Annotated in this window: 16 protein-coding genes; 6 read left to right on the top strand and 10 right to left on the bottom strand. The window is 64.0% G+C overall.

What is annotated here, in order from left to right:
- Nucleotides 1–70: 70 nt before the first annotated feature.
- On the bottom strand, nt 71–820 hold the full coding sequence (locus OKW35_RS16310) for a hypothetical protein (protein WP_429552568.1): 750 nt from the start codon (nt 818–820) through the stop codon (nt 71–73).
- 390 nt (nt 821–1,210) lie between these two features.
- Here OKW35_RS16310 and OKW35_RS16305 point away from each other — a divergent pair, with 390 nt between their 5' ends.
- Entirely contained in the window at nt 1,211–3,763 is a 2,553-nt protein-coding gene (locus OKW35_RS16305; protein ID WP_429552567.1) for a DUF3772 domain-containing protein, read from the top strand.
- 67 nt (nt 3,764–3,830) lie between these two features.
- On the opposite strand, the gene OKW35_RS16300 is transcribed toward OKW35_RS16305, so the two are convergent.
- Complete coding sequence (locus OKW35_RS16300; protein ID WP_221309069.1) at nt 3,831–4,208, bottom strand: hypothetical protein; 378 nt, start codon at nt 4,206–4,208, stop codon at nt 3,831–3,833.
- A 487-nt stretch (nt 4,209–4,695) separates the two neighbouring features.
- On the opposite strand from OKW35_RS16300, the gene OKW35_RS16295 reads away from it, so the two are divergent.
- The 5 genes from OKW35_RS16295 (at nt 4,696) to OKW35_RS16275 (ending at nt 8,481) form a co-directional block, all read left to right on the top strand.
- On the top strand, nt 4,696–5,010 hold the full coding sequence (locus OKW35_RS16295) for a DUF4148 domain-containing protein (RefSeq protein ID WP_143037312.1): 315 nt from the start codon (nt 4,696–4,698) through the stop codon (nt 5,008–5,010).
- Nucleotides 5,011–5,646: 636 nt separating this feature from the next.
- Entirely contained in the window at nt 5,647–6,207 is a 561-nt protein-coding gene (locus tag OKW35_RS16290; RefSeq protein ID WP_260321080.1) for a YMGG-like glycine zipper-containing protein, read from the top strand.
- Nucleotides 6,208–7,156: 949 nt separating this feature from the next.
- Complete coding sequence (locus tag OKW35_RS16285) at nt 7,157–7,279, top strand: hypothetical protein (protein ID WP_429552566.1); 123 nt, start codon at nt 7,157–7,159, stop codon at nt 7,277–7,279.
- A 71-nt stretch (nt 7,280–7,350) separates the two neighbouring features.
- Nucleotides 7,351–7,962, top strand: a complete 612-nt coding sequence (locus OKW35_RS16280; protein WP_187613648.1) for a helix-turn-helix domain-containing protein — start codon at nt 7,351–7,353, stop codon at nt 7,960–7,962.
- A gap of 261 nt (nt 7,963–8,223) precedes the next feature.
- Complete coding sequence (locus tag OKW35_RS16275) at nt 8,224–8,481, top strand: hypothetical protein (protein WP_429332528.1); 258 nt, start codon at nt 8,224–8,226, stop codon at nt 8,479–8,481.
- A gap of 1,019 nt (nt 8,482–9,500) precedes the next feature.
- On the opposite strand, the gene OKW35_RS16270 is transcribed toward OKW35_RS16275, so the two are convergent.
- The 8 genes from OKW35_RS16270 to OKW35_RS16235 form a co-directional block, all read right to left on the bottom strand.
- On the bottom strand, nt 9,501–10,517 hold the full coding sequence (locus OKW35_RS16270) for a UDP-glucuronic acid decarboxylase family protein (protein WP_429552565.1): 1,017 nt from the start codon (nt 10,515–10,517) through the stop codon (nt 9,501–9,503).
- 51 nt (nt 10,518–10,568) lie between these two features.
- Complete coding sequence (locus OKW35_RS16265) at nt 10,569–11,525, bottom strand: glycosyltransferase family 4 protein (RefSeq protein ID WP_429552564.1); 957 nt, start codon at nt 11,523–11,525, stop codon at nt 10,569–10,571.
- Complete coding sequence (locus OKW35_RS16260) at nt 11,515–12,654, bottom strand: glycosyltransferase family 9 protein (protein ID WP_429552563.1); 1,140 nt, start codon at nt 12,652–12,654, stop codon at nt 11,515–11,517. The genes OKW35_RS16265 and OKW35_RS16260 overlap by 11 nt, the downstream gene beginning before the upstream one ends.
- Nucleotides 12,651–13,739, bottom strand: a complete 1,089-nt coding sequence (locus tag OKW35_RS16255; RefSeq protein WP_429552562.1) for a glycosyltransferase — start codon at nt 13,737–13,739, stop codon at nt 12,651–12,653. Before OKW35_RS16255 ends, OKW35_RS16260 begins: the two co-directional genes overlap by 4 nt.
- The gene (locus OKW35_RS16250; RefSeq protein WP_429552561.1) at nt 13,736–15,481 is read right to left on the bottom strand and encodes a carbamoyltransferase family protein; all 1,746 of its coding nucleotides are present in this window, start codon (nt 15,479–15,481) and stop codon (nt 13,736–13,738) included. Before OKW35_RS16250 ends, OKW35_RS16255 begins: the two co-directional genes overlap by 4 nt.
- Before the next feature lie 22 nt (nt 15,482–15,503).
- Nucleotides 15,504–16,745 carry a lipopolysaccharide heptosyltransferase II gene (gene waaF, locus OKW35_RS16245; protein ID WP_429552560.1) on the bottom strand — a complete coding sequence of 414 codons (1,242 nt, stop codon included), beginning with the start codon at nt 16,743–16,745 and terminating at the stop codon, nt 15,504–15,506.
- A complete protein-coding gene (locus OKW35_RS16240; protein WP_429552559.1) occupies nt 16,742–17,344 on the bottom strand; it encodes a D-glycero-alpha-D-manno-heptose-1,7-bisphosphate 7-phosphatase in 603 nt (200 codons plus the stop codon). The genes waaF and OKW35_RS16240 overlap by 4 nt, the downstream gene beginning before the upstream one ends.
- A 124-nt stretch (nt 17,345–17,468) precedes the next feature.
- Nucleotides 17,469–18,776: a glycosyltransferase family 4 protein gene (locus tag OKW35_RS16235; protein WP_429552558.1), complete on the bottom strand. Its 1,308-nt coding sequence runs from the start codon at nt 18,774–18,776 to the stop codon at nt 17,469–17,471.
- Nucleotides 18,777–19,145: the final 369 nt, after the last annotated feature.

The following is a 19,145-nucleotide window of genomic DNA, read 5'->3' as shown; positions in this document are numbered from 1 at the left end:
CCTTCACAACCTCGAACAACTGACCGCGGCCGCCTTGCTTCGTCAGTCGCAGCGGCCGATTGAACTGGCGTCAATCGGAAGGCCTTGGTCGAAAATCGTGGACCTCGATCGCGACGAGAGTCGGAGCTGGCAATGGAGCATTGCCAACCGGCAGCGGCTTTACCGTCCTGCGAGTCGGTACCAGGAATCCATCGAATTCGCGAAAGTCCTCGCAGATGTGAGCGGCCCGCGCCCAGCGTCCGATAACCATGGCGGTGTAATCGATCCTGCAAAGGCGATGTTGCCTATCGAAATAGAAATCCTGGACCCGGCTGTGCGTTGGAATGTCGCTGGGAAAGGTCGCCCGGATTCTTGGCCATATCCCGGCCGAAGTCGCCAGTGGCGGAAGTTCTTTGAACGTAAAGCCGCCGCGCAAGAATAAGAAAGGTGCTGTCAGATAGTTCCAGAACGCGTAGGCGCCGAAATAGACAAAGTCGAGGTCGTCCCAGTAGATTTGCCGTCGCCAGCCACGAAATGCTGTTCGCGGTCCGTCGCGGCGAGCCAGGATAGCCCCGTCTCGCCCGACGACGCGAACAAGTTCTTCTCCTTGAAGTTCACTCGTTTCGCCAACCTGCGGAAAATCGTGGAAAGCGAAACGAGGCTCGTGTGTCGACGCGCGAACCTGCACCTGTCGCAGTATCGGCCGTCGCTTTGCGGTGAACAGAAGGCCGCAGGCGGAAACCGTCGCCTCGATCTCCGCCAGTTCGGCCCATCGCGCTGCACCGCCGTGCGCCTCAATCGCTGCTCGGATCGAATCCGGCAATGCGTTGCTCTGTTCCATGTCGATGCTCCTCCATTACCGCGTTGCCTGCGCGCCTACCGGTGAGTCCAGGAAACGATGGTTTGATAGATGCCAATTAGTCGGGAGCCCGATATCGCGGGAAGCCTTGTAAAAAGCATCCAAGATCAGCTTCCATCTTTCAACGTCCCGCTATACCGAACGTTTCTCGCCCAAACTGGATAGCGCACGCCGGTGCTCAAGCGGCCCCCATCGCACATCAGCGGGCCAGGCGCTGACCGTGCACCCACCTTTCATATTTGCCTTTCCTATCATATATGATATTATAATCATGTATGATTCATTAAGCTTGCTCTCCTATCGCAGTGCGGCTCCCTCATTTCACGCCCGGCCGCGACCGAATGCAACACCGCTTACATAGGTATCGCGTGCATGAGCCAGATCTCTCAAATGCATACTCTTCGCCGCGCTTGCGCCGCGCGACAAATAGTTGCAGTCATTTTTCACCTTATCGCGCTGACGATGTTCGGCCTGATTCCGGTTGCCTCCAACGCAGCGACACTGCCGCCCCTTAGCATAGATGCTCCTGCTGATTCTTCGCCATCCATGGGCGCGGGCTCCGAGGCATTACAAAGGCTCGGTGCGCTTCAGGAAAAACAGGACCAGATCCGGCAGCGTGCTTCGACGGCAACAAGCGACGCGCAGCTGTCCGGGCTGGACGCATTGAGCCGGCGCGTTGCCGAAGACGTCGACAGGCTGATAACCACGTCGCTGGAGCCCGATCGCGCGAAAACGCATGCCCAGCTCGACGTACTCGGAACAGCACCCGCTTCCGAATCCGCCGCGGAAACTCCCGCGGTCGCCGAACAGCGCAGCGTTCTCGCCGCTCAGCAATTGCAACTCGATGCCGAACTCAAGCAGGCGGCAACGATCAAGGAGAACCTTGCCAACCTGAGCGCCCAGATCACGCGACTGCTGCAAAACCATCTGAAAGATCAACTGGCCCTTCGTTCCGACAGCATAGTCAGCGCCGCGTTCTGGGCGTCGGCGCTCCACCCGGACACGGCTGACTATCAACGTCTGCGAGACTTCAAGGCGCAGATCGACAGGCAGATTCAAACGACATGGCAACCGGGGCAGCGGGTTGCAACCGCCCTGCTTGTGCTGCTCGCCCTGGCCGTTGCAACGATTGGAACGCGGCTTCTTGACAGAGCATCAGAACGGTTCTGCCTACGCCGCCTTCCGGAAGGCCGGATACGGCGCAGCGCGATGGCGATCTCGACCGTGTTCGCGTCTTTGGTGACCACCATATGTGCCGTTGATCTGCTCTACTTCGCGTTGACCCGTCAGCAGGCGCTGCCTCCTGCGCTGCAAGGCTTCGCCAGCGAAATCATCAAACATGTTGTGACCTGCGCGCTGGTCGCTGCTCTCGGCCGGGCATTGCTTTGCACACGACATCCGTCATGGCGGTTGCCGGCCATCGCGGATCCCGTCGCTCGCGCGCTACGCCCTTTCCCACGGATACTGGCCGCACTGCTGCTGTTTTCAGGAGCCATCGAGCAGATCAACCGGGCCGTCGATACCAGCGTGCAACTTACGCTCTTTACTCGCGGCGTGGTGGCGTTGGTGGTCGCTCTGACCATCGGGATATCGCTTTTACGCGCAAACCGGGTACTCACTGCGATCGCCGCTGCCGGAGAATCGCCTGAGGCGCGTTCTACCCTCGCTGGCATTATTCATGCCGCCGTCAGCCTTGCCGTCGGAGCTTCTCTGATTGCATTGCTCTGTGGTTATGTTTCGTTCGCGCGGTTCCTGACTTACGAACTGGTCTGGTTCGATCTCGTACTGAGCAGCGTTTATCTGCTGACGAAGCTCGCTCATGACGTTTGCGAAACCGTATTTTCGCCATGCCACGCCAGCGGCAAAACAATCAGGCATCTATTCGGGCTGCAAGATGTTCATCTCGAACAGGTGGCAACGGTACTCTCCGCCATTCTTCGCAGCGCATTGATGCTCGCCGCAGTCATCGCACTGCTAACGGGCGGCCTCGGGACAACGCCCCGAGATCTGGTCGATAGCATTCTCGACGTACTCGGTGGCGAGCGATTACATGCGCTCAATATCGTTCCCGCCCATATCTTCAGCGCTATCTTTACCTGTGCAGTGTGCCTGTATCTGGTTGGGCTCATGCGCAAATGGCTGGACGCCGAGTTTCTGCCCAAGACGCAAATGAGTTCGGGTATGCGCGCGTCGCTGGTGACGGTCTTCGCCAACGTCTGCTATGTCCTCGTCGCGCTGCAAACCTTGTCCGTACTCGGCGTGAAATGGCATAACCTGGCGTGGATCGTCAGCGCATTGTCGGTAGGCATCGGCTTTGGTCTGCAGGAAATCGTTAAAAACTTCATTTCCGGGCTGATATTGCTTGCTGAACGGCCGGTCAAAGTAGGCGACATGATCAGTATCACCGGCATCGAAGGCGATATCCGGCGCATCAGTGTACGTGCGACCGAAATACAGCTCGCAGACAGATCAACGGTGATCGTGCCGAATTCGCACCTGATTTCTCAGAATGTGCGCAACGTGACAATGGGAAACAAAACGCAGGGGGTTGTCACACTGGCCCTTACCTTTGCGCTGGACGTCGATCCGGAGCAGGTGCGCGATGTTCTTCTGCAAGCTTACCTGGATCACCCATCGGTTCTCGATCGTCCCGCGCCATCGGTGATCTTTAGCCAGTTGACGCCTGACGGTATGACATTGACTGTTACCGGCTATGTCGGTAGCCCGAGAATCGCCGGGGATACCAGAAGCGATCTGCTATTTGCAATCCTGAAGCGACTACGTGCTGCAGAAATACCGCTGTCGATCTCTCGAACCGTCGTAGTCCGAAGTATGAGCGATATCATCTCGAACCAGGAACCCACCGATCGCAATTCCGGTCCGGTAGAGCTCCGTGTCCTGTCTGCAATCAGCGAGAATAGATAGTCGTCGAAGTGATTTCTCGCGGTCGTGGGACTGGTAAAAGCCGTTATCGGTGGCTTGCTGGCCCTCGTTACACCGGTGATCGCAGCTCTACGCTATCGCCCACGCGGAACCGCTTTCCGCCGGGCGAATCCAGCGAAACGCGTTCCTTGGTATAGGTTCCGTTCGCTTGCAGGCATTCCGAGTAACTGATAACTGTCATCCAGTCATAGACTTTTCCGTCCTGGGTCAGTGCAGCGATGCGCTCTGCCATGCCACGCGGCGCACGAGCGGTCTGCTGCAGTACACCGTAATAACGGCACTTGCTGTCCGCTGACCGTAGCACGACGAAGCCGCCGACCTGATTCGTACCTGCGACGTTTTCAACCGTTGCGTTCATCGAGGAATCGCCGGCTGCATGCGAACTCGCTGCGAATGAAATCAGCAGCGCGGCAAACCACTTTTGCATTAAAGACTCCTATGGGTTAAAGGAAGAATAGCGGCTGCTTTTGCGCCGACGGCATCGGTGGCGCGACCGGGAGCGTGAGTGTCGATTGCTGCCGGACCTATACCAATCAGTGCATCAGTGTAAATAACGGAGCCGGTATCCACCGCAAAACCGAGCACATGCTGTGTCAGATGTGGGTTGCAGTATAACGACAGCGCGTCGTTATTCGACGCGCGCAATTGTGAGTTGCCATTTCATGAACATGGAGGTTGGGTGGCTCGCGAATCGTTGACCTGCCCTGTCGTTTCGCGACCGCTGCGCGCGGATAGATGCCTCTCGACGTTGCAAGCACGGAAACAATGTATTGAAGAGAGCTATTTCTAATTAAACGATAAGAAGATGACGGACCTCAACGGAACGGGCACACGGGCTTCAAGGACCTTGCCTGGTCGTTGTTTCGCTAACCCGGCGCCTGTTGTTCCTGGCGCCCGAGACTGGAAGCTTCATCATGGCTAAAGCGTTCATGCCCGTTCTCACTGTCGTGTCAGTCATCGCTCTCCCCACGGGCACCTCTGCTCAGGGCAACGGTCCTCTGACGCGTGAGCTAGTGCACGAAGAAGTCATCCGACTGCAGCTAGCGGGCTCTGACCATCCCAACGGTGACGCACACTATCCGGCGAACATCCACGCGGCTCTGGCGAGCGTGGCGGCTCAACAGCAGGCGTTCAGTGGGCACGGTGGCGTGAAATTGGGCTCCGCAGTTTCGGGGGTACCGGCAATGGCTCAGTTGGCCTCGTATCGTTCTATCTACAACGAAAGTTGATTGGACATCACGGCGGGGCAAGCCGCAGCCTTGTCTGGCTTTCCATGGCGACGTCGGCGTACCCCCTCCGGACGCGAGGTTCAGCGCAAGGCGTAGATCTCGGGAATCTGCATTCGGGGTCGGCCGGCCCCGGAATCACCAGGTTCGGCCACGCGGGATTCACTTCAACCAGCACCAACGAGATCCCTTTTTTGTCGCGCAGCGGAATTCGCCCGGTTGAACCCGTTCGGTTTTTTGCGCCATGGCCTTACCGTTTTGCGCCGGGTCGCGGCAGGCCCGCTTCATCGAATAGGAGAAAGTTTGTGAGATCCAGGATAGTTTTGCTTGCGCTGATCGCGACTACGGCCGTATGCCTGAATAGCACCGCGCAAGCGCATGTGAGAGTCGGTGTCCTTGTGGGCATCCCGCCCCCCATAATCATGGCGCCCCCCGCCGTCGTCTACGCTGCGCCCGCCCCACTCGTCGTCCAGTCGGTCCAGCCAACCCCGACCACCGTCTACGTCGAAAAAACGCAGACGAGTCCGCCGTCGGGTACCTGGTGGTATTGCCCGGTGACAAAAAAGTATTACCCGTACGTGAAGGGGTGTTCGAGCGGCTGGGTGGAAGTGCCGGTGAGGCCAACCGGGCCGAAATGACATGAGCAAAATGAATTCTCTTTCTCTGGCAATGCGAACGAAACGGGGCGTATCCGCGCTAGTCACCGCCGCGGTCAGCCTGAGCTGCATCATCGCGCTCGACGGCTGTGCAAGCATGCCGATGGGTCCCACAGTGATGGCCCTGCCCGGCACCGGCAAGTCCTTCGATCAATTCCGCGCCGACGACGCGACATGCCAGCAATTTGCTTCCCAGCAGACCGGCGGCGTGAGCACCCAACAGGCCACAGCGACGGGCGCCCTGGGCGGTATGGCCGTCGGTACCGCGCTCGGCGCGGCGGCCGGTGCGGCGTTCAACGGCCGCCGCGGCGCAGCGGTCGGCGCAGGCGCAGGTCTGCTCGGCGGCAGCATGATCGGCGCCGGCATGGCGCAAAGCTCGGCCGCCAGCCTTCAACACCGCTACGACCAGGCGTACGTTCAGTGCATGTATGGCAATGGCCACCGGGTGCCTGTGCCGCGCAGCGCCGCCGATGCGTACCGGACGCACGACGAAGCGACGCCTCCGCCGCCGGCCTACGATACGGCGCCTCCGCCAGGTTACTGAACCAGGCACGCCGACCACGCTCGCGTTGTCGACGGGGAGCGAGCGCTTGAGCGCTTACTCCCGTCAGGTGGCCTGTGGAAAAGCCGACAGTTGTTCTCTCATCCTGTACGACGACTCTTGCAGTACGAGCTTTCCGCTCAACCAGAGTCGGTCTGACACGGCAGAAGGGCAGGGCAGTTCACGCCGCGGTCGCCTGTTGTGGTTTGAGACAAACGGCGTGAGGGCACGGATTACGCGGCACGGTGTGGGCGTCTGGCCGGGCTGCTTCTCGGTGTATTGGGCGATATCGCGTTGCAGGGGATTTGAGAGAAGAGGTATAGAGGGTCGGCCGGGATTCGTTAATATCTGAAGCTTAAGATATTCAAGATTACCCTCAACGGGAAATCAGGCGAAGCGCCATGCCGACGACGGCGCTACCGCCATTTTGCAGGCGGGATCGCGCGAGACGAACTAGGTTGCAACGGTTCGCATAATCCTGCACTTTTCCTACCGGCCGTGGTGGCCGGTAAGGAGAAGATCATGGCGGGCTTCAGTAAAGAGGCGAGCGAGCCGTCGCGTTCTTCGCGTCGGCTCGTATCTGCATGGCCGCTCTGGCGCCGAGCTTTGAGCAGGGCGCTACCTGCCTTCCCGTCAGACGGATTCCGCGGTCGTCCCCGATTGCGGTTCCGCGATGGGCGGCCGTCACTTGCCGCGCCTCCACCGCCCACGTAATGACAGTTCAATCGCGCCAATACCGACGCCAACCGTATTGGACGTTCAATGCGGTTGATACACTTTGAAAATTCCTCCACCGGGCTGCTTGCATCGCCAGCGGAAGCGTCATAGCCAGGCGCTTGCATGCCCGCGCCGCAACGCTCTGGCGCGGGCAGGACCGGGAACACTGGTTGCGGCTTGATCACGATGGCCGCGGTTAGCCACGGTCACCCGCAATCTCACATAGGAGAGCGTCATGACTTTGGACAAGAATTTGAATCGTCAGCCGTCGAATCCGGCGCAGCCCGGCCGCGACAGCGGACAGCAGCAACAGAACCAGACTCCTCCGACGCATCAAGGCGGCCAGCGGCAGCCCTGAGCGCGATGAGTGACGGCGTGACCAGGCGTCGTCGCTCGAAAAACCGGAACCCCGACGTAATAGCGCCGCTAATGGCGGATCGTGACTACGAAGGCGAAGTGGAAAAACTACACATCTATCTGTTCGGCGCGCACGATGCGGTTCGGCACGAGCAGGCGCTGATCCGGCTCGACAAGGCCGGCTACATGGTCACGCTCGCGCGGGTCGTGGTCGAAGATCTGCCGACCTATGCGCAGGCGCGCGACCGCTGCGAGCTGCAGAGTCTGATCCGACGAATCGCGCCGCGCGACACGCTCGTCGTGCTCGAGCTGGCCGCGCTCGGCTGCAACGCGCGCGACATCCTCGCCACCGTGATGCAGTGCCGGAAGGCCGGCGTGGCGCTGCGTTGCGTCGAAGTCGGCCATACCGATCTGGCCGGGCGCCCCGAGCCCTCGGCGGTGAAGGCATTGCGCGCGCTGGTGCGGCTCGACGCCGCGTGCCGCAGCCTGCGCAGCCGCGACAGTCTCGCGGCCGTTCGCGCGAGCGGCAAGCACACGGGCAGGCCACCGTCGCTTTCCGAGCAGCAGCGTCAACGCGTGCTGCAATCGCTCGGCAGAGGACAGTCGGTCAGCGAGGTCGCGCGGCGCTTCGGCACGTCGCGTCAGACCGTGATGCGCATTCGCGCGGACACGCCAGCCGTGTAGAAATTGCGTGCCGGAGCCGTTTGCGTCACCTTCTTACCGGATCTCTCATCGTGCAGCCCGCGCGGCGCGTTTCGCACGACTAATCGCGTGAAACGCGCCACTCCGTTCTGACATGTGCGCAGATGCCCCTGTCCGTAAAATTGTTACGGTCAGGGGCATCTGCTTTGCTTTGAAAGTTCATACGTCTAACCTCAATGTACAACAACCATATCAATGCCCGAGATCCGAACCCGAGGCGCGGCGCGCTGCCGTGTGAAAGCCATGAACGTAAAACGTCTGACTGTTTATGCAAGCCCGGGATCACTGCGAGTCGTCGAGGTCTGGAAAAGCCTGATCGAACATCGTGCGCAAGTGTGCGGCTGGTCCGCCCACGTGAACAACGAGGGCGGACGCGAGTCGCTGAGCGTCGATCTGGTCGATTGCCCTGCGGATCGCCTCGCGATTATCTCGGCCGCGTTGAGCTCGGGACCGATGACCGTGCTGGCGACCGACACTGAGTCGACCATCCGTTCCTCCTGAATGCGCAAGACCGCTGCGCCAGAGCTTTACCCTATGCCATAGCGCGCTCGCCCTTCGCGGCACGGCTTTTGAGCGGCCTCCGTGGCACTGCTCTCTAAGCGGCCCTTGTGGCCGCTTCTTTTTTTGGTGCGCCAGGCATGGCGCGCAGCGCCGTGAAAGGCGCTATCTGGATCGCTGTGGTGGCGAACTGGATGACTTGGGGGTGAGAGTCCCCTACACACCCGGCAAGGGGAAGTGTTAGCGGACGGCAAGGGTGTCCATCGTGAGGTGGAATCTGAAGGAAGCCGAAGGCAAAGCGCTGGCCTGACGAACAGGAAGCGGATATTAGGCGGTATGGCGGGGTGAGCAGGCCAAAATCTGTAAAGCCCGATACTTGCACGGAACGCCATGACGTAGATCCGACAGGCCTAAGCGTGAAGGTCGCGCGTATTACCCTGGGAGATCTGCCATCCTGCCTTGTGCTACTGGCATCGAGAGGTGTCGGAATGGGGTGGCAGAAGTCAGCAGAGGTCGTAGTAGCCGTTGAAACCGGAGCGGCGAAGGGCCAAACCTGTCACGAGTGGCAAGTCACGCGTGATCTCTGCGTATCTGGGCAGAAGCCTCGGCCATGCCGGGGGCCTGCAGCCATGCTGGAGGGGCCGGAAGCCCCGAGAGAGGCTGAGGTGTCCATCGGATGCCAGGCGACACGACGCACGAAACAAGCTCACGCCGACGACCGATCCGGTCCGAGGCCGACGGGAAACGCCGGATACGTGAACCGTACGTCCGGTGTTGTGGGAGGACGGCGGGGGCAACCCCGCCTCCTACCCGATCGCGTCGCGAGATTTGCAAGGCCGCCCGCTTTCAACGGTATGGGGCGCGCCACGTCTGCTTACGCAAGCGTCGGAAATGAAATGCGTTGAAGGGTAGATGCCTTGCTCGGTCGTCGGCACCTCGATGAAGGAGAAGCCGATGTCCAAGGGGCCGCCGTGATCGCGTGAAGAACGGTGCCGCGACGTCGGCAGTGCTGCGCCGCTGGCTCAATGAAGGCGAGCGGACGTGGCTCCGGCGCCGTCCATGCCCGCAGGCGGCGGCGTGTGCTGACTCGCCTCGATGCGCGCGCGGAAATAACGCGCGGTGCGCGGCAGCCCTTCGTCAAGCGACGTGCCCGGCTGCCAGCCGAGCAGTTTTGTCGCCAACGAGATGTCCGGCTGTCGATGCCATGGATCGTCGGCCGGCAGCGGCCGTGATTCGAGCGGCGACGCGGAGCCGGTCACCGCGACGATGCGCTGCGCGATCTCGCGCATCGACACTTCGTGCGGATTGCCGAGGTTGACCGGGCCGTCTGGATCGTCGGCGCTGTTCATCAGCAGGATGAAGGCGTCGATCATGTCGTCGACATAGCAGAACGAACGCGTCTGCGAGCCGTCGCCATAGACGGTCAGCGGCTCGCCGCGCAACGCCTGCATCATGAAGTTCGACACCACCCGGCCATCGGCCGGATGCATGCGCGGGCCGTAGGTGTTGAAGATGCGCGCGATGCGGATCGACAGACCATGCTGGCGGTGATAGTCCATGAACAGCGTTTCCGCGCAGCGCTTGCCTTCGTCGTAGCACGAGCGCGGACCGATGGGATTCACGTGGCCCCAGTAGTCTTCTTTCTGCGGATGGACGAGCGCGTCGCCATACACCTCGCTCGTCGACGCCTGGAAAATCCGCGCTTTCACGCGTTTGGCGAGCCCGAGCATATTGATCGCGCCGTGCACGCTGGTCTTCGTAGTCTGCACCGGATCGTGCTGGTAGTGGATTGGTGACGCGGGGCACGCGAGGTTATAAATTTCATCGACTTCCACATACAACGGGAACGTCACGTCGTGACGCATCAGTTCGAAGTTCGCGCAGTCGAGTAGATGCGCGATGTTGTCCTTCGTACCGGTATAGAAGTTGTCGACGCATAGCACGTCGTGTCCCTGCGCGACGAGCCGTTCGCACAGGTGCGAGCCGAGAAAGCCGGCGCCGCCGGTGACCAGAATGCGCTTGCGGGTAAGTTCTTTCATGGTGCGTGATCCTGTGGTTGGACCGCATGAACGTTGAAAATCAGCGTGGCATCACGCCGTGACGTGCAGCAGCGCGTCGTGCCAGTCCTGCGCGAAACGGTCGATATGAAAGCGTTCGAGCGCCGTGCGCCGCGCGCCGTCGCCGAGCCGCCGCGCTTCGCCGGGATCGCGCAGCAGCCCGAGCATGGCGTCGACGAGCACGTCGACGTCGGTATGCACGAAGCCGTTTTCGCCGTTACGGATCACAGTGGCGAGCTCGGCCGTCGCGAGACCGACGATCGGCATGCCGATCGTCATCGCCTCGACGATCGCGAGGCCGAGGCTGGTCCAGCGGATCGGATTGAAAAAGAAGCGGTAGTGCGCGCTGAATGCGGCCAGATCGAGGTTGCCGATTTCACCGATGCCGTCTAGCCGCTGTGCGTCCATCCCGACGAGATCGAGCGGCACGCGCGTGCGCGTTTCGCTGAAGACATCCGCGCCGAGCCGCCGGCCGCGCTGCGCGAGATGATTGACGACCACGATGCCGCGCTGCAGTTCGCCGCTGTAGCGCACGCCGTCGGGCACCACGACGCCATGTTCGATCACGCGCGTCGGCGTGACGCCGCTGTCCCACATCAGCCGGTTGAAGTGCGTGACGTGGACCAGCAGCGTGCCGGGATCGTCGACCCAATGCCATTGCTCGAACGGGTTCTCCTGCGGCGGGTCGTGCTCGACATAGACGCGTGGCAGACGTTGCTGCGCTGCGCTCAGCACGCGCTCGCGGTCGTGGTCCCAGTGGGTGCGATGCTGGTACAGCACCACGTCGAACTCGCGGTTGGGCACGTCCTCGATTGCGATCTCGTGCACGTTGTCGCCCCACGGCAATACGCCGACCTTGCCGGCATAGCCGGGCGGATGACCGGGTTTCGTCACCAGATAGAAATCGTGCGGCGTCTGGCTCAGGTAATACATGTAGTTGCCGTGCACGTGCCAGGTCAGCACGCGCAGCCGGCGGCAATTACGCAACATGGTGCAGATCCTCGAAAGACAGCAAAACGGTTCCCTCATGCAGGCTGCCTGGCGCGCCTGGTTGCGCGCCGGGCGCGCGTGCAAGCTGCTCGCGGGCGGTCTCGACCACCTGTTCGACCTGCACGTTCAGCGCGCACGGATGACCATACGGGCAGTCGCGGAACATGCACGGCCGGCACGCCGGATAGTCGGCCAGCACGCGATGCCGCGCATGATCGAGCGGCGCCCAGCGCCGCGTGTCGCTGCCGCATGCGATCACGACCGACGCGCTCGCCATCGCCGCGGCGATGTGCGAGATGCCGGTGTCGTTGCAGACCACGAGCCGCGCATGCGCGACCAGCGCGGCGAGTCCGCCGAGCGACGTCGCACCCGCCAGATGCAGCGCGGGCGCGCTCATCGCGCCGAGCACCGCGCAGGTCAGCGGCGCTTCGGCGGCCGTGCCGGTGATCGCGATCTGCCAGCCGTCGGCGGCGAGGTGGTCGGCGACGGCCGCGAAGCGCTCGGCGGGCCAGCGGCGCGACGGCAATTGCGAACCGGGGTGAACCAGCACGAGCCGCTCGTCTTCGATGCCGTGATACGTGCGCAGTGCGGTGTACTCGTCGAGGTCGAGCTCGGTGAGCGGGAACGTCAGACGCCGGTCGTGCGCCGGCGCGCCGAGCGCGCTCATCAGCGCGAGATAGCGCTCGGGCTCCGGCAGCGCATCGGGCCAATCGATGAAGCAACCCTCGCGCGGTACCTCGTCGGGCTGCACGAAGCCGACGTCGGCACACGCGCCGAGTTGATGCAGCAGATCGTTGGCGATGCCGCCGCTGCCGTGCAGCTGGATCGCCAGATCGAAACGCCGCTCGCGCATCCGCGCGAAGAACGCGGGCAAGCCATGGTTCGATTCGGGCTGCTCGGGAAAACCGACCGCGCCCGGAAACACGATCAGCTCGTCGACGAGCGCCGCATAGCGCTCGACGAACGCGCGTGCCCACGGCAGTCCGATCAGCGCGATATGCGCATCCGGCACGGCCGCGCGCAGTGCGCGCAAGGCAGGCACCGCGCACAGCATGTCGCCGAGCTGCAGCGCGCGAAATACGGCGATACGGCGCGGCGCGAGCGCCGCCAGCAGCGAGGGTGGGCTCATGGAAAGAACACCTTGAAACGGATGGCGCCATAGAGCCGCCAGTAGATCGATAAAAACGGAATGGGGATCGACGTCCAGAGCATTTCGGCGACGTGGCGCCAGCCGTGGTTGCGCCCGCGCAGCCGCCGCGCGCAGAAATAGCCGGTCAACCCGCACCACGCGCTCAAACCCGCGCCCGCGAGCATCGGCTGATCCGCGAACGAAGCGCCGATCGCCAGCAACGCGGCGCAGAGAATCGCGTAGTACAGCAGCGGCGGCCGCGAGCGGATCCGCGTTCGAAACAGTTCGGGATGCTTGCGATAAAGCAGCGCATCGAACTGGCTCTTTTTCTGCTGCGCGATGCTGACGCCCCAGCGCGCGGGCCGCACCGGATGCACGACCACCGCGTCGCGGGCGCGCACGATCTGGCCGCCCGCGGTAAGCAGCGTGAACTGCAGGTCCGAATCCTCGCGCCACGCCGACGTGAACCGTTCGTCGAAGCCGCCGGTCGCGACGAGCGCCGCACGCGTGACGAACACGTTCGCGGTCGCGAATTCGGCGCGCGCGAGGCCGCTCGCGTCGGCTTCGTAATCGGTCGGCAGATCAGGCGGCGGGGGCAGCGGCACGACGATCGTGCCGGCGGCCGCCGTCGCGCCTTGCGCGAGCGCCGCGACGCCAGCCGTCAGCCAGTGCGGATCGGGCAGCGTGTCGTCGTCGGTGAAGGCGATCAGCGAAGCGCGCGCATACTGCCAGCCCGCGTTGCGCGCGCCGGCCGGCCCCTGGGTGCGCGTGACCGGGAGGTAGTGCAGTTCCAGCCCGCGCGGCGCCATCTCGCGCGCGAATCGTTCGACGCAGGCGCGCGTGGCCTCGTCGGGACCGTCGTCGCAGACCACGATCTCGTAGCGGTGCGGCGCGAACTGCTGCGCGCATAGCGCGGCAAGGCAGTTCGCGAGCATCGCGGGACGGCGGTAGGTGGGCACCACCACCGACACGTCGGGCCACGACTGCGTGCGCAACGTGCGGCCGGTTTCGTCGGCAGCTTCGCTGCTGTAGCGCGCGGCCACGCCGCCATGCAGGGGCGACGGACACATGACCGAGGCGTTCATGCGCGGCCCCCCGCCTTGTCGACGAGGAACGGGCCGATCACGAGCGCGTCGAGCGGCGAGGTCCAGAACGACTCGACCGCGTCGCGCGGCGAATTCACCATCGGCTCGCCGCGCGTGTTGAACGACGTATTGACGAGAATCGGCACGCCCGTGCGCTGCTTGAACGCCGCCAGCAAGTCGTAGTACAGCGGGTGCTGCGCGCGGTTGATGGTCTGCACGCGCGCGGTGCCGTCCACATGCCGCACGGCCGGAATACTCGCGGCCTTGTCGGCGCGCACGTCGAACACGAACAGCATGAACGGCGCGGTTTGGCCGTTCACGAACCATTCGTTGGTTTCCTCTTCCATCACGACCGGCGCAACCGGGCGAAAGTCCTCGCGATCCTTGATCTCGTTGAGCTTCGCCTGCATCCGCGGATCGACCGGCGACGCGAGGATCGAGCGCGCGCCGAGCGCGCGCGGCCCGAATTCGGTGCGCCCCTGATACCAGCCGATCACCTTGCCTTGCGCGAGCAGATCGGCGGTCTCGCCGGCGATATCGGCGAGTCGCCGGTACGGTACTTTCGACCAGCGCAGGAACTGCTCGATTTCCGCTTCGCTGTATTCGGGCCCGAGATACGCATGATCCATTCTCCAGTGACGCTCGCGGTCGCCGCGCGCGGCACGCTCGCGATAGTCGGTCCACAGTGCCGCGCCAAGCGCGGTGCCAGCGTCGCCGGCCGCCGGTTGCACCCACACTTCGCTGAATGGCCCGGCGTCGCGCACCTTCGAGTTCATCACGCAGTTCAGCGCGACGCCGCCCGCCATGCAGAGCCGGCTCAAGCCGGTCCGCCGATGCAGCCAGTGCGCGAGTTCCAGCACGGTCTCCTCGAGCACGCGCTGCAACGAATTGGCGATATCGAAGTGGCGTTGTTCGAGGGGCCCGCCGCGTTCGCGCGCGGGACCGAAGCGTTCGGTCAGCCGCGGAGCGTCGACGGTATAGCTGCCGTCGTGCCGATAGCGGACGATCTCGCGGAACACCTCGACATAAGCCGGCTTGCCGTACGACGCGAGCGCCATCACCTTGTACTCGTCCGACGAGTGCAGGAAGCCGAGCCAGTCGGTGACCGCTTCGTAGAGCAGCCCGAGCGAGTGCGGCAGCTCGACCTGTTTCAGACGCTGGTACTCGCCGCCGACGAATTGCCCCATGCTGGTCGTCACGCCCTCGCCGCGGCCGTCCATCGTCAGCACGGCGGTGTCGTCGAACGGCGCGGCGAGAAACGCGCTCGCCTCGTGCGCGAGATGGTGCTCGACGAAGTGCCATGCGAAGCCGTGCTCGCGATCCACGCCCTGGAAGCGCTTGCGCAGATGATGCGGCGCGCCGTCGAGCAGCTGGCCCTTCGCGTTGGCGACATAGCTGAGGAACAGCGGGTCCCACGCCGACGCGGACGGGTTGTCCGGGCGCGTGCCGGCCGGATCGAACGGCAGCTCGATCGTCGCGCCCGGCCTCTTCGGCATGCCGCCGAATAGCGTGGGGTCGTACGAGTAAGCGACGTGATCGATCGCGGCGAGCGTAATGCCGGCGGCCTTCAGGCAGTAGTCGATCGCATCGAACGGGAGCTGCCAGGTCGAGAACGGCACCGGACGTTTCGCGTGCTTGACGTGCGTGAAGCGTTCGTCTTCGGCGGCGGCGAGCACCACACCGTCGCGCAGCAGCGCGGCGGCGCTGTCGTGATAGACCGCATTGATTCCGAGTGTGTACATGGCATTGGCAGTGGAAGTGGGTTCAGGGGACGGTTGGCTGATCGATCAGCGACGGCGTGCTCGTGTCATCGGCGCGACCGGCGCGCTCCGATACACCACGACGCGGCGCATGCGCATGCGCTTGCCGCAATTCGAGTGCCGCGTGCACGACCTCGTCGGTCGGAACGCCGAGCAGGCAGGCGTGATGCCCGTGCGGACACACGCTGCGATAGCACCAGCGGCATTCGACGTCGCGATACAGCACGCGTTGCGGCGTTTGCCACGGCGTGTGCTGCGGGTTGGTCAGCGCGTAAAGATCGACGACCGGCGTGCCGAGCGCGGACGCGACATGCACGGGGCCGCTGTTGTTGGACACGAGCACGCTCGCGCGTTCGAGCAGCGCGGCGAGTTCGGCGAGCGTCAGCGCACCGCTCAGGTCGTATAGCTGCGCGCGCGCGCCGGGCGCGGCCGTGCGCATCACGGTCTCGACGAGCGCCCGCTCGCTCGCGCCGCCGGTCACGAGCACCGAGGCGCCGGTCTCGCGCGCAAGCTGCGAGGCGACCTCGCCGAAGCGCTCGGGCGGATAGCGGCGCGACGCAGCGGTCGCACCTGGATGCAGCACGATGCACTCGGTGTGGCGGCAGATGCCGAGCGTCCTCAGTTTCGCGTCGAGCGACTGGCGCGCGGCCGGCGGCACGCGAAAGCGCATGCCGGTGTCGCCCGTCTGCGCGCCGACGTGATGCACCAGATCGAGCTGGCGTTGCACCTCGTGCCGGGTGCGCTGCTGCGGCTCCGGCTCGCGCAGCCAGTCGGTCAACAGCGCGTACGGATTCTCACGGCAATGCGCGAGGCGGCGCGGAATCCCCGCGAGATAGCACAGCATCGCGGCCGGCAACGGGCTCTGGCTATAGACGGTGAAAATCACCGCCGCGTCGAAGCCGCCGCGCCGCAGCCGCTGCTGCATGCGGTGATCGTCGAGCAGATCGCGCGTCACGGTCGACGCGGGCGCGACCCACGGCGCGTCGTATTCGATCACATCGTCGACGTCGTCGAGAAACGGCGCGAGCGCGACGCCGCTGCGCGACGCCAGCAGCGTGAGATGGCGGTCTTCGGCGGACTCGCGCAGCGCGTGCAGCGCGGGCGTGGTCATCAGCACGTCGCCGAGATTGTCGAGGCGCACGCACAGAATCCGTTTGACCTCGCCGCCCCAGCACACCGGCTGCGACGTATCGGGCGCGCGCGCGTGAGCCAGCTCGGGCGGCGCAAGTGGCAGAGGTGCGTTCACCGCGGCGCCTCCTTGCGGCGCGCCGCGGTGCCCGGCGGCAGGCCGTGCAATACGACGCGTTGCGCGGCCTCGTGCAGACCGGCGGCGCGCGCGCTCGGCGTGCGCTGCGGGCCGGTTCGCCATTCGGTTTCGTGGCCGTTGTCGAGCAGGATCGTGCGGCAGCCGGCGCGATTGCCCGCTTCGACGTCGTCGAGAATGTCGCCGATGAACCAGCTGTTGGTGAGATCGAGCTCATGCTCTTCGGCCGCGCGCAGCAGCATGCCGGGCGCGGGCTTGCGGCAGTCGCAGACGATCGCGTAACGCGCGACGCTGCCCTCGGGATGATGCGGACACCAGTACGCGCCGGCGAGCGTGGCGCCGCACTCGGCGAACATCTGCCGCAGCCGGCGTTCTACGTCGAACAGCGCTCTGTCTTCGAACTTGCCGAGCGCGATGCCGGACTGATTGCTGATCACGAACAGCGTGTACGGGTACGCGGCGAGCAGCGCGAGCGCTTCGCGCGCGCCCGGCGCGAAACGCATCAGCGCGGGATCGGCGTTGTAGGGCACGTCTTCGAGCAGCGTGCCGTCCTTGTCGATGAACACGGCGGGTAGCGTCATGATGGTTCGTGGTATGCGCGAGCTTCGGTCAAAAAGTCGGAAAAAGGCGCGCCGCAGCCGCTGGACCGGCCGCGGCGTGTTCCAGATGCGCACACCGTGCGGGATCGCGCGGCGTGCGCCGTCGTCAACGGGACGACGCTCCGGCTGCTGCTCGCAGCGGTAGCTGCGCCGGCTCGGACGCGGTGTCGAGCGATGTTTTGGTCGGTGCGAGCCTTGCCGCGCGTGCATAGATTTGCGCGAGCGCATCGCTGACGCCGCGCCAGGTGAAGCCGGTCCGCGCCCGGTCGAGACCCGCTTCGCCCATCCGGCGCGCGAGCGCGGGGTCGCGCCGCAAGCGGTCGAGACGCGCGGCGAGCGCGTGCGGATCGCGCGGCGGCACGAGAAAGCCGGTCACGCCATCGAGGATCGAATAGCGGATGCCGCCGACATCGGCGCCGATCACCGGCGTCGCGCAGGCCATCGCCTCGATCGGCGTGATGCCGAACGGCTCGTACCAGGGCGTCGTCACGAACACGTCGGCGGCGCTATAGAAGTAGCGCAGCCGCGTGCGACCACGCCGGCCGACGAAGCTCGTCTGCTCCGCGACGCCGCATTCGCGGGCGATCTCGCGCAGGCGCGCGATCTCCGGCGTCGCGATTTCGTTGGGCGCGTCCGAATTGCCGCCGACTACGTACAGCCGCGCCGCCGCGTTGAACGTGTGCTTCAGCACGCCGACGCCGCGCACCACGTTGTCGATGCCTTTGCGCGGCACGAGCCGGCCCAGTTGCAGCACGATGAAGTCGTGCTGGCGCCAGCCGAGCGCTTCGCGGGCGGCTTCGCGCTCGACGGGCATGAACTCCTCGGCATCGAAACCGCACGGCACGATCTGGATGCGCGCCGGATCGGCGCGATAGTGTTCGAGCAGATCGGCTTGGTCCTGCGGACATTCGGCGACGAGCACGTCCGAACCTGCGACCAGTTCGTCTTCGATCGCGAAGCGCTCGTCGGGGAAGCCGTCATCCGTTCCCTGATGGATACGTCGCACGCGGCCGAGCGCGTGAAAGGTCGTGACCAGCGGCACGCCGAGCGCAGCCTTCACTTGCAGCGCGGCGAGGCCGGACATGAAGAAGTTCGCGTGCATCACGTCGTAGGACTGCGGTTCGCGGCGAAAGAACGCGCTCAGAAACGCGGCGAACTCGTCCATGAACGGCAGCAGTCGTTCCTTTGGCAATTGCCGCGGCGGTCCCGCGGGCACATGAATCACGCGCACGCCGTCCATGTCGACGCGCTCGGGCAGCAGTGCGCGATCGCGGCGCGTAAACACGTCGACCTGATGGCCCATTTCCACCAGTTGACGCGCGACGTTCGCGACGTAGATGTTCTGTCCGCCGCTGTCGACGCCACCGGCGACAGCAAGTGGCGACGCGTGTTCGCTGATCAGGGCGATCTTCATTGGCATTCCTTCCTGCGATGAGCGGCTATTGATGTTGACTTTCGTAAGCGGCGCACAGCATGTGCTGTGCCATTCGCATCCTGCGGTGCGGACAAACGACGCAAACGTCGCGCGGATCCGTACGAAGCGCTGTAGCGTGCCCTTTGTCGTGGGTAGAGAAGCGCTGTGGCGTCCCCTGTTTCTACATACGGTCATGTAACTTCGAACCGCTTGCGCCGCACCGGTACTAGGATGGGCGAAGGATCCCGCCCAATTAACAAGTAAGAAGTGCGCGGAAAAGGGCTGGAGCCAGCGCCTTTTTTGCTTGCGCCCGGGCGCGCCGCTTGCGCGACGCCACACTTGTGCGACGTTTCTTCCGGGTGCCCCCAC

Origin of the sequence: Paraburkholderia sp. MM5477-R1 (assembly GCF_050436385.1) — a bacterium.
Classification (GTDB): domain Bacteria; phylum Pseudomonadota; class Gammaproteobacteria; order Burkholderiales; family Burkholderiaceae; genus Paraburkholderia; species Paraburkholderia tuberum.
The sequence above is the reverse complement of the archived record's forward strand: the minus strand, read 5'-3'. Positions and strand labels throughout refer to the sequence as shown.